Origin of the sequence: Streptomyces sp. NPDC003035 (genome assembly GCF_042888285.1) — a bacterium.
GTDB lineage: Bacteria > Actinomycetota > Actinomycetes > Streptomycetales > Streptomycetaceae > Streptomyces.
Map to the genome: position 1 here is coordinate 653,609 of NZ_JBIAPJ010000001.1, position 15,406 is coordinate 669,014.

The 15,406-nt window shown below is 73.2% G+C and carries 16 protein-coding genes; 11 read left to right on the plus strand and 5 right to left on the minus strand.

The features are described 5' to 3' along the window. Positions 1 to 54: 54 nt before the first annotated feature. From ACFYV5_RS02925 to ACFYV5_RS02945, 5 genes are all read left to right on the plus strand, one after another. Positions 55 to 2,229 (plus strand): phage holin family protein, encoded by a 2,175-nt coding sequence (locus ACFYV5_RS02925; protein ID WP_389163563.1) that lies wholly within the window; start codon positions 55 to 57, stop codon positions 2,227 to 2,229. A gap of 65 nt (positions 2,230 to 2,294) precedes the next feature. Next, on the plus strand, positions 2,295 to 3,752 hold the full coding sequence (locus ACFYV5_RS02930; RefSeq protein ID WP_389163566.1) for an amino acid permease: 1,458 nt from the start codon (positions 2,295 to 2,297) through the stop codon (positions 3,750 to 3,752). A gap of 66 nt (positions 3,753 to 3,818) precedes the next feature. Continuing rightward, positions 3,819 to 4,241 (plus strand): hypothetical protein, encoded by a 423-nt coding sequence (locus ACFYV5_RS02935; protein ID WP_389163568.1) that lies wholly within the window; start codon positions 3,819 to 3,821, stop codon positions 4,239 to 4,241. Between the two features lie 51 nt (positions 4,242 to 4,292). Further along, positions 4,293 to 4,451: a hypothetical protein gene (locus ACFYV5_RS02940; protein ID WP_355116305.1), complete on the plus strand. Its 159-nt coding sequence runs from the start codon at positions 4,293 to 4,295 to the stop codon at positions 4,449 to 4,451. Between the two features lie 163 nt (positions 4,452 to 4,614). Continuing rightward, positions 4,615 to 5,034 carry a hypothetical protein gene (locus tag ACFYV5_RS02945; protein ID WP_389163571.1) on the plus strand — a complete coding sequence of 140 codons (420 nt, stop codon included), beginning with the start codon at positions 4,615 to 4,617 and terminating at the stop codon, positions 5,032 to 5,034. Here the strand turns inward: ACFYV5_RS02945 and ACFYV5_RS02950 are convergent. Next, entirely contained in the window at positions 5,024 to 5,833 is an 810-nt protein-coding gene (locus ACFYV5_RS02950) for a helix-turn-helix domain-containing protein (RefSeq protein WP_389163574.1), read from the minus strand. The two genes, ACFYV5_RS02945 and ACFYV5_RS02950, sit on opposite strands and share 11 nt — an antisense overlap. A 101-nt stretch (positions 5,834 to 5,934) precedes the next feature. Between ACFYV5_RS02950 and ACFYV5_RS02955 the strand changes: the two genes are divergently transcribed. Both ACFYV5_RS02955 and ACFYV5_RS02960 read left to right on the plus strand, forming a co-directional pair. Next, positions 5,935 to 6,240, plus strand: coding sequence for a 4a-hydroxytetrahydrobiopterin dehydratase (locus tag ACFYV5_RS02955; RefSeq protein WP_355116299.1), 306 nt, complete (start codon positions 5,935 to 5,937; stop codon positions 6,238 to 6,240). 38 nt (positions 6,241 to 6,278) lie between these two features. After that, a complete protein-coding gene (locus ACFYV5_RS02960) occupies positions 6,279 to 7,034 on the plus strand; it encodes a class I SAM-dependent methyltransferase (protein WP_389163576.1) in 756 nt (251 codons plus the stop codon). Here ACFYV5_RS02960 and ACFYV5_RS02965 read toward each other — a convergent pair. After that, complete coding sequence (locus ACFYV5_RS02965; protein ID WP_389163579.1) at positions 7,021 to 7,413, minus strand: hypothetical protein; 393 nt, start codon at positions 7,411 to 7,413, stop codon at positions 7,021 to 7,023. The genes ACFYV5_RS02960 and ACFYV5_RS02965 overlap by 14 nt on opposite strands. 34 nt (positions 7,414 to 7,447) lie before the next feature. Here ACFYV5_RS02965 and ACFYV5_RS02970 point away from each other — a divergent pair, with 34 nt between their 5' ends. Further along, positions 7,448 to 8,380 carry a helix-turn-helix transcriptional regulator gene (locus ACFYV5_RS02970; RefSeq protein ID WP_389163580.1) on the plus strand — a complete coding sequence of 311 codons (933 nt, stop codon included), beginning with the start codon at positions 7,448 to 7,450 and terminating at the stop codon, positions 8,378 to 8,380. Here ACFYV5_RS02970 and ACFYV5_RS02975 read toward each other — a convergent pair. Further along, positions 8,346 to 9,194 (minus strand): NmrA family NAD(P)-binding protein, encoded by an 849-nt coding sequence (locus ACFYV5_RS02975; protein ID WP_389163583.1) that lies wholly within the window; start codon positions 9,192 to 9,194, stop codon positions 8,346 to 8,348. The two genes, ACFYV5_RS02970 and ACFYV5_RS02975, sit on opposite strands and share 35 nt — an antisense overlap. Before the next feature lie 82 nt (positions 9,195 to 9,276). Between ACFYV5_RS02975 and ACFYV5_RS02980 the strand changes: the two genes are divergently transcribed. Both ACFYV5_RS02980 and ACFYV5_RS02985 read left to right on the plus strand, forming a co-directional pair. Then, positions 9,277 to 10,209, plus strand: coding sequence for an AraC family transcriptional regulator (locus ACFYV5_RS02980; protein ID WP_389163586.1), 933 nt, complete (start codon positions 9,277 to 9,279; stop codon positions 10,207 to 10,209). A gap of 70 nt (positions 10,210 to 10,279) precedes the next feature. Next, positions 10,280 to 11,167, plus strand: a complete 888-nt coding sequence (locus tag ACFYV5_RS02985; protein ID WP_389163589.1) for a class I SAM-dependent methyltransferase — start codon at positions 10,280 to 10,282, stop codon at positions 11,165 to 11,167. A gap of 242 nt (positions 11,168 to 11,409) precedes the next feature. Here the strand turns inward: ACFYV5_RS02985 and ACFYV5_RS02990 are convergent, their stop codons facing one another. Together ACFYV5_RS02990 and ACFYV5_RS02995 are read right to left on the minus strand one after the other, a co-directional pair. Further along, on the minus strand, positions 11,410 to 12,732 hold the full coding sequence (locus ACFYV5_RS02990) for an MFS transporter (RefSeq protein WP_389163591.1): 1,323 nt from the start codon (positions 12,730 to 12,732) through the stop codon (positions 11,410 to 11,412). Next, the gene (locus ACFYV5_RS02995) at positions 12,729 to 13,970 is read right to left on the minus strand and encodes an aminotransferase class V-fold PLP-dependent enzyme (protein ID WP_389163594.1); all 1,242 of its coding nucleotides are present in this window, start codon (positions 13,968 to 13,970) and stop codon (positions 12,729 to 12,731) included. Before ACFYV5_RS02995 ends, ACFYV5_RS02990 begins: the two co-directional genes overlap by 4 nt. On the opposite strand from ACFYV5_RS02995, the gene ACFYV5_RS03000 reads away from it, so the two are divergent. Next, positions 13,969 to 15,384 carry a PLP-dependent aminotransferase family protein gene (locus ACFYV5_RS03000; RefSeq protein ID WP_389163597.1) on the plus strand — a complete coding sequence of 472 codons (1,416 nt, stop codon included), beginning with the start codon at positions 13,969 to 13,971 and terminating at the stop codon, positions 15,382 to 15,384. The two genes, ACFYV5_RS02995 and ACFYV5_RS03000, sit on opposite strands and share 2 nt — an antisense overlap. Positions 15,385 to 15,406 lie beyond the last annotated feature (22 nt).

Here is a 15,406-nt window from a genome sequence, read left to right on the forward strand (position 1 = left end):
ACGTGGGTGATGTGCCACGCTTGTGCCAGGAAACGGGCGAAAGGTGAACCGGGCGTGGGTGACGGGCGATGGCGTACCGCCGGACGCTGGCGGACCGCGGGGAGCGCTCTGGTACGGGTGGTCGTGCTCTGGGCCGTGTCGACCCTGACCATGCTCGCCCTGGCCGGACTGCTGCCCGACTTCCAACTCCAGTCCGCCGACGGCGACAGCATCACCCGCACCGCCCTCACCGCCGCCTGGGGCGCCGGCGCCTTCGGTCTGCTCGGCGCGCTGGTGTGGCCCGTGGTCGTCCGCGCGCTGCTGCTCGTACCGGCCCTGGTCCTCGGCCTGTTGGTGTTCTTCCTCAACGGCTCCCTGCTGCTGATCGCGCTCTGGCTCATCCCCGACGGGCGCGGCGCGGCCGACCCGGAGACCGCGGTCGTGGTCGCCGCCGTGATGTCGGCCGTCGCCTCGGCCACCTCCACCGCCCTCGCCGTACGGGACGACGACGCCTACCGCCGCCGCCTCTACCGGCTGGCCGACCGCACCCGCCCCCGGGCCCCCTCCGGCGGCGCCCAGCCCGTTCCCGGCACGCTCTTCCTGCAACTCGACGGCGTCGGTCACCGGGTGCTCCGCGACGCCGTCGCGGACGGGCTGATGCCGACCGTGGCCGAATGGCTCGACACCACCCACCGGCTCACCCCCTGGCGCACCGACTGGTCCAGCCAGACCGGCGCCAGCCAGCTCGGCATCCTGCACGGCTCCAACGAGGACGTCCCCGCCTTCCGCTGGTACGAGAAGGACACCGGCCGGCTGATGGTCTCCAACCGCCCCGCGAGCGCCGTCGAACTCCAGCGCCGCGCCATCGAACGCACCGGGGACGGCGGTCTGCTGACCGTCGACGGCGCCTCCCGCGGCAACCTCTTCAGCGGCGGCGCCGACCAGCTCGCCCTCGTCCTGTCGATGGCCGCCCGCCGCGGCCGGCGCAACCGCTCGCGCGCCGGGTACTTCGCGTACTTCTCCGACCCGGCCAACGCCGTCCGTACAGCACTCTCGTTCGTCGCCGAGGTCGCGCGCGAGGTGGCCCAGTCGCTCCGGGCGCGCGTGCGCGAGGAGACCCCGAGGGTCTCGCGCGGCGGCGCCTACCCCTTCATCCGGGCCTTCGCGACCGTCGTGGAACGGGACGTCGTGGTCGCCGCGGTGATCGGGGACGTCCTGGCCGGGCGGACCGCCGTCTACGCCGACCTCGTCGCCTACGACGAGGTGGCCCACCACTCCGGCCCGCACGGCCACGACACCGACCGGGTCCTCGCCCGGCTCGACCGCTCGCTCGCGCTGATCGCCAAGGTCGTCGAGCACGCGCCCCGCCCGTACCGGATCGTGCTCCTCTCCGACCACGGCCAGAGCCCCGGCGAGACCTTCGAGAGCGCGTACGGACTCACCCTGCGGGATCTCGTACGCGTCGGCTGCGGGCTGCCCGTACCGCGCCGGGTCCGGCGCACCCCCTGGGGGCACCCCCGGACGGAGTCCGGGGGTGGCTCGGAGGCCAGGGACGCCGCCCGCGACGCGCTGCGCAGCGCGCTGCACCGACCGGTGGACGAGGACGGGGGAGAGGAGGAGGTCAGGGAGGCGGAGGGCCCCGACAAGGCCGGACCCGTCGTGCTCGCCTCCGGCAATCTGGGGCTGATCTCCTTTCCCGGTGTACCGCACCGGATGACCCGGGAGGAGATCGACCGCCGTCATCCCGCCCTGCTGCGCACCCTCGCCCATCACCCCGGCATCGGCTTCCTGCTGGTCGCGAGCGCCGAGCACGGCTCGGTCGTGCTCGGGCGCGACGGGGCGGAGGTGCCGGTCGCCGAGCTCGCCGACGAGGCCGACGGACCGCTCGCGGTCTTCGGGCGGGGCGCGGCGGACGCCGTACGGCGCACGGACGGCTTCCCGCACGTCGCCGACATCATGGTCAACTCGATGTACGACCCGGCGACCGGCACCGTCCACGCCTTCGAGGAGCAGATCGGATCGCACGGCGGACTGGGCGGCGAGCAGACGCGCCCCTTCCTGCTGTGGCCCGTGGACTTCTCGGCGCCGCCGGTCGATCTCGCCGGGGCCGAACAGGTGCACCGCGTGCTGCGCAGGTGGCTGTGGGAGTGCCACGGCCCGCAGGTGCCGCTGGATATTTCCCCGTCCACGCGCGATTCGGAAGCACTTCTTCCGGTTGATGGCCCCGTCGTACCGGACAAAAACGCCTGATTTGGTGGGGCGTCTCGCCTGCCGGACCATGGTCGGGTTTGCACGACGAGAGGCGCACCACCCCCATGAGCACGGCCATATCCGAACAGTCCGCGGAAGAGAACCGGCACACCCGGCGGTTCGGACTGCCGATCGCGACAGCCCTGGTCATGGGCAACATCATCGGCGGCGGGATCTTCCTGCTGCCCGCCTCCGTCGCCCCCTTCGGCACGATCAGCCTGGTCGCCTTCGGCGTCCTCACCCTCGGCGCGATCGCCCTCGCCCTCGTCTTCGGCCGGCTCGCCCACCGCCACCCGCGGACCGGCGGCCCGTACGTCTACGCCCGCGCGGCCTTCGGGGACTTCGCCGGATTCCTCGCGGCCTGGTCGTACTGGATCACCGCCTGGGTCTCCAACGCCGCCCTCGCCGTGGCCGCCGTCGGCTACCTCGACGTGCTGATCCCCGTCCACGAGTCGAAGGCCGCCACCATCGCCGCGGCGCTCACGCTCCAGTGGCTGCCGGCGCTCGCCAACCTCGCCGGAACCCGGTACGTCGGGGCCGTGCAACTCGTCGCCACCGTCCTCAAGTTCGTCCCCCTGCTCCTGGTCGCCGTCGGCGGACTGTTCTTCTTCGACAGTGCCAACCTCGGACCGTTCCAGGCCGGCGACGGCGGTGCGCTCGGTGCCGTCTCCGCCTCCGCCGCGATCCTGCTCTTCAGCTACCTCGGCGTCGAGTCCGCCGCCGTCAGCGCCGGCGAGGTCCGCGACCCGCGGCGCAACGTCGGCCGCGCCACCGTTCTCGGCACCCTCGGCGCCGCCGCGATCTACCTCCTCGGCACGCTCGCCGTCTTCGGCACGGTCGCCCATGACCGGCTCGTCGAGTCCTCCGCGCCGTTCTCGGACGCCGTGAACGCCATGTTCGGCGGCTCGTGGGGCGGCACCGCCATCGCCTGCATGGCCCTCGTCTCCATGGTCGGCGCGCTCAACGGCTGGACCCTGCTGAGCGCCCAGACCCCCTACGCGGCGGCGCGCGACGGCCTCTTCCCGAAGGTCTTCGCGCACAAGCGGCGCGGCGTCCCGACCGTCGGCGTCCTCGTGACCGTCGTCCTGGCCTCGCTGCTGACCGTCTACAACTACACGGTGGGCACCGAGGGCGTCTTCGAGATCCTCGTCCTCGTCACCACGTTCACCGCCACCGTCCCGTACCTGCTGTCCACCGCCGCCCAGATCTACTTCCTGCTCTCCGGCCGCTCCGAGCGCGTCGACCGCGCCCGTCTGATCCGCGACGGGGTCCTGGCCGCCGCCGCGTTCGGCTTCTCCATGTGGCTCGTCGCGGGCTCCGGGTACGCGGCGGTGTACCAGGGCGTGCTGTTCCTCTTCGCGGGTGTGCTCGTGTACGCGTGGATGTCGGCCCGCAAGGTACGGCGGGAGACGGAGTCCGCGGTCCCGGTGCCGGTGCCGGTCGCTGTGCCCGTGCCGACGCACGCGCGGGCGGCCGGGACCGACGGCGCGTCCGAGCGCGTGAATTCGGGCGCGTCGGCGTAGGCCGCCCGGGCGGTTTCCCCGCCCTGCCCGGCACGCCGGGCCCGCTCCGGGGCAGTACGCATCTCCGTGAGCCCCGCCTCCGTGCCCCGCACCGAACCCGCCGCCCCGGCGGGCGGGGCGGCGCGCGACGCGCCCGGGCACCGTTCGACCTGGCACCGTGTGTCCGCCCTGGGGCGCGCGGTTGTCGCGGTCCTGCTCGTGTCGGCCGCCCTCTTCGGGGCCTGCGGCGGGGGCAGCGGTCCCGGAGGCACGGAGGCGCGGCCCGCCGCGTCCGGCGCGGCCGAGCCCGGTGCGGAGACGCACGACGTGGCCGAGTCCGAGGCGGCCGCCCCGGGCTCCCGTGGCCGCGCGCGACGGAAGGCCGCCCGGCGCGGCGGAGGGCGACGGCGCGGGCCCGGGCCCGACGCGCCCGAGCCGCCGGCCGTCGTACCCGCTCCCGTACCGCTCCCGCGCGACCGCGCCCGCCGGTGTGTGGTGATGCGCTGCTGAGAGGCCCGTACCCCTCGCAGCCCCTCACCCCCCACCCCAAGGAGCACCGTCATGCCCGTCGACCCCTTCGCCGTCCTCCACGCCCTGCTGCGCGCCGAGGCCGCCCGCAACGAACGCGGCGCGCCCACCGAACCGGAACGCGCACCGACCCGCGAGCCCGAGCCCGCCCGCGCCCCCGCCGCCGCTCGGAAGGACCGCCCCGCACGCTAGGTCGTGTCCGGAGAGGCTCGCCCGGGACCGGGCATTACCCCGGACGTCATCGACCCGCGCCGAGCGCGGCGGCATCGTGGTGTCCACCGGAACTCGGCCGGCGTACTCCGGCCGAGTTCCGCCCCACCACCTGCAGATACGTCCCCACGAAGGGTGATCCGTCATGTCCCAGGCCCTGCTCGCCGGTCTCTCCCGCACCACCCAGCCGCAGTCCATGGTGCGCCGGTTCCTCGCCCTCGACGCCGTCGTCACCGGCGCCAACGGGCTCGCCTACCTCGCCGCCTCCGGGCCGCTCGGCGAACTGCTCGGGGTCGACTCCGGCCTGCTGCTCGAACTCGGCGTCTTCCTCACCCTGTTCGCGGCGGGCGTCGCCTGGCTCGCGAGCCGGCCGCAGCCCGCCGTCCTCGGCGTCAAGCTCGTCGTCGACGCCAACATCCTCTGGGCCGTCCTGAGCATCGTCGCCCTCGTCGCCTGGCTGGAGCCCACCACCGCCGGCCTGGTGTGGACCCCCATGCAGGCCGCCACCGTCGCCGGGTTCGCCGGGCTCCAGTGGTCGGCGCTGCGGGCGGCCGCTACCCCCTGAGGGACTGCAGATACGCGACCGTCGCCGGGTCGGCCGGGAGGAACGTCTCGATGGCCAGCTCGGCGACCGTCACGTCCATGGGCGTGTTGAACGTCGAGATGGACGACACGAACGACAGCACCTGTCCCTCGTGCTCGATCCGCATCGGCAGCGCGAAGTACGGATACGGCTGCGGATCCTCCCGGTCGTCCGGATCCCCCGCCCCCTCCGGCAGCGGATACGCCGCCACCTCCTCGTACAGCTCGCGCAGCGCCTCCGAGCGGACCAGGCCGATCTGCCGCTCCATCTGCGCGAGCAGGTGCCCCCGCCACTCCCGCAGATTCCGGATCCGCGACGCGAGGCCCTCCGGGTGCAGCGTGATCCGCATCGCGTTCAGCGGCGGTGTCAGCAGGTGCTCCGGCAGTCCGGTGAGGAGCATGCCGATGCCCTGGTTCGCCGCCACCACCGTGTACGAACCGTCCACGACGAGCGCCGGGTACGGCTCGTACCCCCGCAGCAGCTGCTCGATGCCCTCCCTCAGCGTCTCCAGCTGCGGGTCGTCGAGCGTCGACTCCGCGTACTTCGGCGCGTACCCGCCCGCCAGCAGCAGCGCGTTGCGCTCCCGTACCGGCACCTCCAGGTGCTCGGCCAGGCGCAGGATCATCTGCTCGCTCGGCCGGGACCGGCCCGTCTCGATGAAGGAGATGTGCCGTGCCGACGAATCGGCCCGCAGCGCCAGCTCCAACTGGCTCAGCCGCCGCCGCTCGCGCCAGCCCCGCAGCAACGGCCCTACTCCCGTGTCGATCGCGACTGTTGTCATGGCCAGACGGTATCCGACGGTATCCCCGGTGTCGGCCCGGGTATCGAGTCCCCGGGACCGTATCGTCACCGTCAGCAACCCCGACCGGAGGGAGTACGGACATGCCCACAGAGCCGCTGTCGCAGAAGGAGATCGAGGACCGCCTGCGAGAGCTCCCCGGCTGGACCCTCGACGACGACAGGATCACCCGCACCTACCGTCTCGGCGACCACTTCGCGGCCACCGCGATGGTCGTCCACGTGGCGCGGATCCAGCAGGAACTCGACCACCACTCGGATCTGACGCTCGGGTACAACACCGTCGCGGTGTCCGTGAGCACCCACTCCGCCGGAAACGCGGTCACCGAGAAGGACTTCGAACTCGCCACACGGGTCGAGACCATCGCCCCCGGCCACGGAGCGAGCTGACACCGGCGGGCCGACACCGGCGAACTACCCTGCCCGGCATGGGAGAGACCGTGCTGGACTACGACGCCGAGGCGGACCGCTACGACGAGACGCGCGGCGGGGTGCCACGCGCGCGGGCGGCGGCGGACGCCGTCCTGCGCCTGGTCCCGCCCGGCGCCCGCACCCTTCTCGACCTCGCCTGCGGCACCGGTCTGGTCACCGAGCGGCTCACCCGCCCTGGCCTGCGCGTGTACGGCGCCGATGCCGCGCCCGGCATGGCCCGCACGGCGGCGCGGCGCGTCCCGGGCGGCGTCGTCCTCGCCGACGCCCGGCGCCTGCCCCTCCCGGACGCCTCCGTCGACGCCGTCAGCGCCGTCTGGCTGCTGCACCTGGTCCCCTTCACGGAAGCGATCGTCGCCGAGGCGGCCCGCGTGCTGCGGCCCGGCGGCGTCCTGATCGCGACGGTCGACAAGGACGCCGCCCACGACGTCGGCAGCGATGTCGACGCCGTGCTCGCCCCCCACCGCTCGTACGCGAAGAGCTCGGACCGGGCCGACCGCATCGCGGCCCACGCCGCCGCCCGCGGCCTCGAACCGGCCGGCGCCACCTGCTTCACCGGCCACGGGCAGGGCGCCACCCCGCGCGGCGCGGCCCACAAACTGCGCAGCGGCTATTTCGTCTCCTGGTTCGAGGGCTCCCCGGAGACGACCGCGACGCTCGCCGCCGAGCTCGCCGCCCTGCCGGACCAGGACCGCCCCCGCGACGACCCCGAGTACCGGCTGGTGTCCTACCGGCGCCCCGTCAGGCGCGGCTGAAGTCCATCACCCAGTTCGTCACCCACTCCCCGCCGTCGGGCGCGAACGCCTGCTCCCAGCGCGCGGTACGGGCCGTGATCCCCGACCAGCGGAAGCGCACCCGCACGTCCTTCCCCGCGTAGATGTCCTCGCCGTGGAACTCTCCCGTGCCGTCCTCGGCCCACCGCCCCCTGACCGGCGGATCGAGGCGGCCCGTACGGCTGTCGGACCAGTTCAGGGTCCACTCGCCGGTCTCCGGCTCGTACAGCCGCAGCGTCAGCCCGCTGAAACCCTTCGACGGGAACACGATCTCGTCGACATGCGCCCGGCCGCCCCAGTGGAGCGGGCCCGTGGTGTGCCCGTCGAACTCCTCCCAGCCGCTGCCCCCCAGCCGTCTCATCTCCCTCCTCCTGCTGCTCCAGACCAGGGGCCGGATGACCGCCGCCCAGCTCGCCCAGCAGCTGGAGGTGTCCGTACGGACGGTGTACCGCGATGTCGAGGCCCTGCACGCGGCCGGTGTGCCGCTCTACGGCGACGCGGGCCACGCCGGGGGCTACCAACTGCTCGCCGGCCACCGCTCCTGGCTCACCGGCCTGTTCACCGGGGAGGCCGAGGCGCTGTTCCTCGCCGGCGTCCCCGGGGCCGCGGCCGAACTCGGGCTCGGCGCGCACTTCGCCGACGCGCAGCTCAAGCTGCGCGCCGCCCTCCCCGCGCCGCTGCGCGACCATGTCGACCGGCTGCGTGCCCGGTTCCACATCGACGCGCCCGGGTGGTACGCGGAGGACGCCGACGCGCCCTTCCTGCCCGCCGTCGCCGAGGCCGTACGGGCCGGCCGGGTCCTCGCCGTCCGCTACCGCCGCTGGAAGGAACCGACCGACGTCGACCGGCGCCTCGCACCGTACGGACTGGTCCTCAAGGCCGGCCGCTGGTACCTGGTCGCCGGGCCCGGGCCGCGCACCTACCGGGTCGACCAGATCCTCGAACTCGACGTCACGGACGAGGAGTTCGAGATCCCGGACGACTTCTCCCTGACGGCCTACTGGACCGACCACCAGACCTCCTTCCGGGCCAGGCTGCACGGCGGCGACGCGCTCGTCCGACTCTCCCCGGACGGAGCCAAGCGCCTCACGGGCGAGAGTGCCCGGGCCCTCGCCGCCACCGGCGTCCCCGAGCCGGACGGCTGGATCCGCGCCACCCTCCCCATCGAGTCCGTCGCCCACGCCCACGACACCTTCCTCGCCCTGGGCGCGGACGCGGAGGTCCTGGAACCCGCCGAACTCCGCGACCGCATCACCGCCACGATCACCGCCCTCGCGGCCCGGTATGTGCGGGCTAGGGCCTCCACGCCTCCGCAGCGAAGGCCGTGAAGTCGCGCGGCTCGCGGCCCAGGACCCGCTTCACCCCGTCCGTCACCGAGGCGTTGTGGCCGTCGAGCAGCATCGAGAAGAGCGCCGACAGCCACTGCGCGTCCGGCGCGGGGAGCCCGAACCGCTGGAGCAGCGAGGCGTATTCGTCCTCGGTCATCGGTACGTACGCGACCTCGCGGCCGGACGCGCGGGTGACCTCCGCCGCCACCTCCCCGAAGGTCAGCAGCCGCGGACCGGTCAGCTCGTGGACCAGACCCGCGTGGCCGTCCCGCGTCAGGGTCTCGACGATCACCTCCGCCAGGTCGTCGGCATGGAGGAACGGCTCGGCCGTGTCACCCGCCGGGAACGCGATCGTGCCCGCCGCGACACCCTCCGCCATCGCGCCCTCGCTGAAGTTCTGCGCGAAGAACGCGGCCCGTACGACCGTCAGTTCGGCGCCCGAGGCGCGCAGCGCCTCCTCGGCCCGGACCGCCTCCGGCTCGCCGCGGCCGGACAGCAGCGTCACCCGGCGCACGCCCTGGGCCACGGCGAGTTCGCCGAAGGTCCGCATCGCCTCCACCGCCCCGGGAGCGGCGAGGTCCGGGTAGTAGTTCACGTACGCGGTGTCCGCGCCCCGCAGCGCGGGCGCCCAGGTCCGCACGTCCTCCCAGTCGAAGCGGGTCGTGCCGGAGCGCGATCCCGCCCGTACGGTCGCGCCGCGGGCCGCGAGGAGATCCGCCACCCGCCGGCCCGTCTTGCCGGTCGCGCTCGTCACCAGGACCGTCCGCGTGGTGGTGTCCGCGTGCGTCGCCGTGTCTGTCGTGTTCGTCGTCATGTCCTCAGACTCGCGGGCCCCCGGCCCACTTCCCATGCTCCACAGACTCACTCGCATACGCGTCCGTCTACGCTTGGCGCCCATGGACGCTCTCGCCGGACTCCTCGACGGACCGCGGGCCAAAGGGGCCTTCCTGCTCCGGATGGTCATGGAGCCGCCGTGGTCGGTCCGGATCGAGGACCGCGCGCCCCTCTGCCTGATGTGCGTCACCGAGGGCGAGGCGTGGATCGTCCCCGGCCGTGGCGAGCCCGTGCCGCTGCGGCCCGGCGACATCGCCGTCGCCCGCGGCCCCGAGCCGTACACCGTCGCCGAAGGCCCCGACGCTCCGCCCCGGGCGGTGATCGGCCCCGGTGGCGTCTGCACCACTCTGAGCGGCGAGCCGCTCTCCGAGTCCATGCACCTCGGCGTACGGACCTGGGGCAACGCCGTCGACGGCTCCACCACCGTGCTCGTCGGCACCTACGCCATGGACGGCGAGGTCAGCCGGCGTCTGCTCGACGCGTTGCCGCCCCTGCTGCATCTGCCGGCAGAGATGGGGAACTGCCCCCTCATGCCCTTCCTCGACGAGGAGATCTCCCGCGACGAACCCGGCCAGAGCGTCGTCCTCGACCGGCTCCTCGACCTGCTCCTGATCGCCGCCGTCCGCGCCTGGTTCTCCCGGCCGGGAGCACAGGCCCCGGCCTGGTACCGCGCCATGGCGGACCCCGTCGTGGGCAGGGCCCTGCGACTTCTCCAGAACGACCCGGCCCACCCCTGGACCGTCGCCTCGCTGGCGGCCGGGGCAGGCGCGTCACGGGCCGGACTCGCGCGCCGGTTCACCGAACTCGTCGGCGAGCCTCCGATGGCGTATCTCACCGGCTGGCGTCTCGCGCTCGCCGCCGATCTGCTGAGGGAGACCGACGCGACCGTCGAGTCCGTGGCCCGACGGGTGGGCTACAGCAGCGCGTTCGCCCTGAGCGCCTCCTTCAAGCGGGTACGGGGCCTCAGCCCGCAGGAGCACCGCACCCGGGCCTGACCGCGCCCTCAGACTTGCCGGAACGGCAAGAATCCTGGCGCTTTCGGCCCGCCCGTCGGACCCTGGTCGCATGAGTCGACACCAGCACCAGCACCAGCACGACCACCACCACACCAAGGACCTGAACTGGGGCGACATGGCCCTCTTCCTCGAGCGCGAGGCCGAGATCCAAGGACCCGCCTACGCCCGGGCGACGGCCTGGCTCGGTGAACTCGTCCCGGCCGCCGGCGTCCGCCGTGTCCTCGACATCGGCAGCGGCCCCGGCGTGGTGACCGCCCTGCTCGCCGACGCGTTCCCGGCCGCCGAGGTCGTCGCCGTCGACGCCGCACCGGAACTCCTGGAGCGCGCCCGGGCCCGCGCGGAGTCCCGCGGCCTGGGCGCCCGGGTCTCCACCCTGCACGCCGAACTCCCCGCGGGCTTCGACGACCTGGGAGAGGCGGACCTGATCTGGGCCGGCAACTCCCTGCACCACCTCGGCGACCAGCGGGCCGCCCTCGCCACCTTCGCCACCAAGCTCCGGTCCGGCGGACTCGTCGCCCTCGTCGAAGGCGGACTCCCCGCCCGCCACCTGCCGTGGAACATCGGCATCGGCCGCCCCGGCCTGGAGGCCCGGATCGACGCCGTCAACGCCGAGTGGTTCGGCGCGATGCGGGAGGGGCTGCCGGGCTCCGAGGAGGAGATCGACGACTGGCGCGCCCTGCTCGCCTCGGCCGGACTGACACCCAGCGGCACCCGCTCCTTCCTGACCGACGTGCCCGCACCCGCACCCGCCCTCGTCCGGGAGAAGGTCGTCGCCCACTTCACCCACCAGCGCGAGGTCATGGAAGACCGGCTCACCGCCGAGGACCTCACCACCCTCGACCGACTCCTCGACCCGGCCGACCCCCACTCCCTGCACCACCGCCCGGACGTCTTCCACCTCACCGCCCGCACGGTCCACACCGCGCGCAAGGGCTAGGGGGTGTCGTGCCGATCAGGCCGGGCTCGCGTGCCCTGGCACCGCTCCCCCGTAGCCCTTCGGGCACGGGAGGTGCCCCCACCGCGTTGTCTCCCTCCTCCGCCTTGCGAGCCGTCCCCTCGGCCCTGGCGGGCCTGGGGAGACCCCATGCACCAGACCCCGCTCCCTGATCCGGCCTGATCGACAAGACACCCCCAAGGGGCTCTCTCGGGGCGGGCGCGTATCTCTTCCGCGCGCGGGTCTCAACCGGCGGTGCTCGGCCCGTCGGCTGTCTCTGCCACGGGTTCCGGTGTGGCCGGCGGGAGGCTGTGGAGGCGGGTCACCGGGGATACGGCGAGCCCGATCACCACGGCCGCGGAGCCGATCGCTGCCGCTGTCAGGGCGCCCTTGGGGCCGAGTTCGCCGGAGAGGAGGCCGGCGGAGAGGCCGCCGAGGGCTCCGCCGCCGAACAGCAGGGTGCGGAAGACGGCCGTCATCCGCCCCATCATCGACTGCGGCGTGCTGGTCTGACGCAGGCTCACGATGATGACGTTGGCCACGCCGAGGCCGAGGTAGGTGGTGAAGAAGGAGAGGACGAACATCCCCACCATCACGGGCCGGGGGCCGGTGGCCAGGACGATCAGGGCCGGGCCCAGGAGAAGTGCGGTCTGGGCGACCAGGTAGACCGTCCCGAGCCGGAACCGCTGGATGACCTTCCGGGAGATCGTCGCGCCGATCAAGCCGCCCACGGAGGCGGTCGCGAAGATGCTTCCGAGGGTGGTCGAGCCGAGGTGCAGGTCACGGGTTCCGTACAGCAGGAACATCGTCCATACGGTGACCATGGAGAAGTTGCAGCAGAACCCGATCAGCGCCAGCGCTCGCAGGATCGGGTTCCGCAACACCCAGCGCAGGCCGTCGCGCAGTTCGGGCAGCATGCGCCGTTTCCCGGCCGTCGGACCGGGACGGGGCTCGGGTGTGCGGATGAGCAGGAGCGAGATCACGGACACCAGGTAGGAGAACGCGTTGGCGACCAGTGCCACGGGTGCGGTCAGGGCGCCGACCAGGACGCCGGCGAGCCCGGGACCTGCCACGTCGGCCGCCGATGAGCTGGCTCCCATCTTCGCGCCGGCTTCGACGTAGTCCCTGGGGTCGCGTACCAGCGTGGGGACGTACGACATCCAGCTCACGTCGAAGAGCACCGACGCGATGCCGATGGCGCACGCGATCACGAGGAGAGTGACCATGTCGAGGGCGTGCACCCAGTAGAGGAGGGGTACGAGGGCGATCAGGACCATCCGGCTGAGGTTGGCGCCGAGCATGACGCGCCGTCGCCGGGACCTGTCGACCCACACGCCGAAGACCAGGGCGAGCCCCAGGTACGGGGCGAGCTGCAGGAACCGCAGGACACCGACCTGCTCGTCGGTGGCGTCGAAGGCGACGATCGCCGTCAGGGGCAGTGCGAGGGTCGTGACCTGGGTGCCGAGGAGGGAGAGCGTCTCGCCGAACCAGAAGACGAGGAAGTCGCGGTTGTGCCACAGGCCGGCCCTGCTCTCCCCGGCCTCGGCGCGCCGCTGGGTTGCCGTCATCGTCGCTCCTGCCGGACGAGTTCGGCGACCGCGTCGGCGACGTGGTCCACTTCCTCCTCGGTGTTGTAGTAGTGCGGCGACAGGCGCATACACCAGTCGACGTCCTTGTCGCCGAAGTCGAACTGGGCGAACTCACGGAGGCTGACCGCCGAGTTGATGTTGCGGGCGTCCAGGGCCTCCTTGAACGGCTGCGACTGCCACCCTCCGTCGACGGCGAAGGTGACGAGGGCGGCCAGCTGCGGACCGCGGTCGAGCAGGCGCACTCCGGGGACGGCTTCGAGTCGGCTCCGCAGCCTCGCCGCGAGCGCGGGGGTGCGGTGGGCGATCGCTTCCAGGCCGACGTCGCGGGCGTAGCGGGTCGCGGCGGCGCTGCCGAGCACGGTGGCGTACGGGAACTCCCACTCCTCGAACCGGGCCGCCGTCGCGACGGGCCGGTAACTGCCGGGCGCTGTCCAGCGGGCGCCGTGCATGTCGATGAACAGCGGCTCGTAGCCTGCGCGCAGGACGCGGTCGGAGACGTAGAGGAATCCGGAGCCCCGCGGCCCGCGGAGGAACTTGCGGCAGGTGGCGGTCAGCAGGTCGCAGCCGATCTCGTCCACGTCGAGCGGGTACTGGCCCACGGACTGGCAGGCGTCGACCAGGTAGAGCAGGTCCAGTTCACGGCAGTGCCGGCCGATCTCGGCGACCGGCGTGACCAGGCCTGAGTTGGTGGGGACGTGGGTGGCGGACACCAGGCGGGGGCGGTGGGTCCGCATCAGCTCGGCCATCGCCGGCACGTCCACCCCACCCTCCGGGGTGTTGGGCGCGTGCACGATCCGTACGCCGAACCGCTTGCGCAAGGACAGGAAGGCGATCTGGTTGGAGACGAAGTCGTCGCGGGTGGTGAGGATCGTGTCGCCGGACTCGAACGGGATCGAGGACAGGGCGTTGTTGTACGCGTGCGTGGCGCTGCCGGCGAAGGCGATGTTGTCGGGCGTGGTGTTGATCAGCGCCGCGAGTTCCGTGTAGAACGCGCGGACTCCGTCGGCCCGGGCGGCCGATGCCTCGTAACCACCGATCCGCGCCTCCAGGTTGAGGTGGCCGACCATCGCGGTCAGCACCGGGGCGGCCAGCAGTCCGCAGCCCGCGTTGTTGAAGTGGATGACCTGTCGGCATCCGGGGGTGTCGGCTCGCAGGGCGGCGACGTCCAGCTGAAGTGCTTCCTCGATACCGGCAGAAGCGCTATTCTCATCTCTCATGTCAGACAGTAGCACTTCTGTTGAATTGGCGGCCAGCCTCCGCGAGTTGCTCACTCGGCTGTCACCGGGGGACCGGCTGCCGAGCAGCCGGGAGTTGATCCAGCGGTACCGCGTCGGCCCGGCGACCGTGGCGCGGGCCATCGCCGTACTGGCGGCGGAAGGCGCTGTCGTGACCCGGCCGGGCAGCGGTACGTACGTCGCGGTGCGGGCACGACCGGAACGCGAGGTCCTGGACACCGCCTGGCAGACGGTCGCCCTCACCGATCGCGCCGTCGACACACGCCTGATCACCGAACCGCCGGGACCGGCTCCGGCCGACACGATCACGATGGACGGCGGTTACATCCATCGCTCGCTCCAGCCGACCCGGGCACTGAGTGCGGCGCTGGCGCGGGCGGCGCGCCGTCCGGACGCCTGGGACCGGTCCACGGCGAGCGGACTTCCCGCGCTGCGCGCCGCGTTCGCCGAGATGACCGGTGGTGGCGTGTCCCCCGACGATGTGCTGGTCACCTCGGGCGGGCAGAGCGCCCTGTCGATCGCCTTCCGGGCGATCGCCGGGCCGGGCAGCCCGGTTCTGGTGGAGTCGCCCAGCTATCCGGGCGCGCTGGCCGCGGCCGGCGCCGCGGGACTTCGCCCGGTGCCCGTACCGCTCGACAGCGACGGCGTACGGCCCGACCTGCTGGCCGACGCCTTCGCGATGACCGGGGCACGGCTGCTGTACTGCCAGCCGACGTTCCACAATCCGACCGGCGCGGTCCTGGCCGCCGAACGACGACGGCAGGTCCTGCGGGTGGCACGGGCCTCGGGCGCCTTCGTCATCGAGGACGACTTCGCCCGGCACTTGGGGCACGGCGGTCCCGTGCCACGGCCGCTGGTGGCCGACGACGGCGACGGCACCGTCGTGCACGTGACCTCGCTCACCAAGCCCGCGGCGCCGAGCCTGCGGATCGGAGCGCTGGTCGCCCGCGGTCCGGTGATGGAACGCATGCGGGCGGTCCGCATGGTCGACGACTTCTTCGTCCCCCGCCCGCTCCAGGAAGCGGCACTGGAACTGGTCAGCTCCCCCTCGTGGGACCGGCACGTGAGGACGCTCGGCGCCGACCTGCGAGAGCGGTGCGCACGGCTGGCCGCCGCACTCGCCCACGAGATGCCAGCCGCGACCCTCACGAGCGTTCCCGTCGGCGGACTGCACCTGTGGCTCCGGCTGCCGCCCGGCGTGGACGACACGGCACTCGCCGCCGCCGCCCGGCAGCGGGGCGTGGCGGTGAGCGCGGGCAGCCGCTACTTCGCCACCGAGCCGCCGGCAGCCCACCTCCGCCTCGGCTTCGCCGCCACCGCGGACCACGCGGAACTGGAGGAAGGGGCACGCCGACTGGGGGCCGTATGTCGAGACCTCGGCCCGACGGAGCACTGAGGCGGAGGCTTGTCTCCGGGTT

Coding starts and splice junctions, on each gene's coding strand:
- ACFYV5_RS02930 (WP_389163566.1), top strand. CDS start 2,295: ATGAGCACGGCCATATCCGAACAGTCCGCGGAAGAGAACCGGCACACC.
- ACFYV5_RS02940 (WP_355116305.1), top strand. CDS start 4,293: ATGCCCGTCGACCCCTTCGCCGTCCTCCACGCCCTGCTGCGCGCCGAG.
- ACFYV5_RS02945 (WP_389163571.1), top strand. CDS start 4,615: ATGTCCCAGGCCCTGCTCGCCGGTCTCTCCCGCACCACCCAGCCGCAG.
- ACFYV5_RS02950 (WP_389163574.1), bottom strand. CDS start 5,833: ATGACAACAGTCGCGATCGACACGGGAGTAGGGCCGTTGCTGCGGGGC.
- ACFYV5_RS02955 (WP_355116299.1), top strand. CDS start 5,935: ATGCCCACAGAGCCGCTGTCGCAGAAGGAGATCGAGGACCGCCTGCGA.
- ACFYV5_RS02960 (WP_389163576.1), top strand. CDS start 6,279: ATGGGAGAGACCGTGCTGGACTACGACGCCGAGGCGGACCGCTACGAC.
- ACFYV5_RS02965 (WP_389163579.1), bottom strand. CDS start 7,413: ATGAGACGGCTGGGGGGCAGCGGCTGGGAGGAGTTCGACGGGCACACC.
- ACFYV5_RS02970 (WP_389163580.1), top strand. CDS start 7,448: ATGACCGCCGCCCAGCTCGCCCAGCAGCTGGAGGTGTCCGTACGGACG.
- ACFYV5_RS02975 (WP_389163583.1), bottom strand. CDS start 9,194: ATGACGACGAACACGACAGACACGGCGACGCACGCGGACACCACCACG.
- ACFYV5_RS02980 (WP_389163586.1), top strand. CDS start 9,277: ATGGACGCTCTCGCCGGACTCCTCGACGGACCGCGGGCCAAAGGGGCC.
- ACFYV5_RS02985 (WP_389163589.1), top strand. CDS start 10,280: ATGAGTCGACACCAGCACCAGCACCAGCACGACCACCACCACACCAAG.
- ACFYV5_RS02990 (WP_389163591.1), bottom strand. CDS start 12,732: ATGACGGCAACCCAGCGGCGCGCCGAGGCCGGGGAGAGCAGGGCCGGC.
- ACFYV5_RS03000 (WP_389163597.1), top strand. CDS start 13,969: ATGTCAGACAGTAGCACTTCTGTTGAATTGGCGGCCAGCCTCCGCGAG.
- ACFYV5_RS02995 (WP_389163594.1), bottom strand. CDS start 13,970: ATGAGAGATGAGAATAGCGCTTCTGCCGGTATCGAGGAAGCACTTCAG.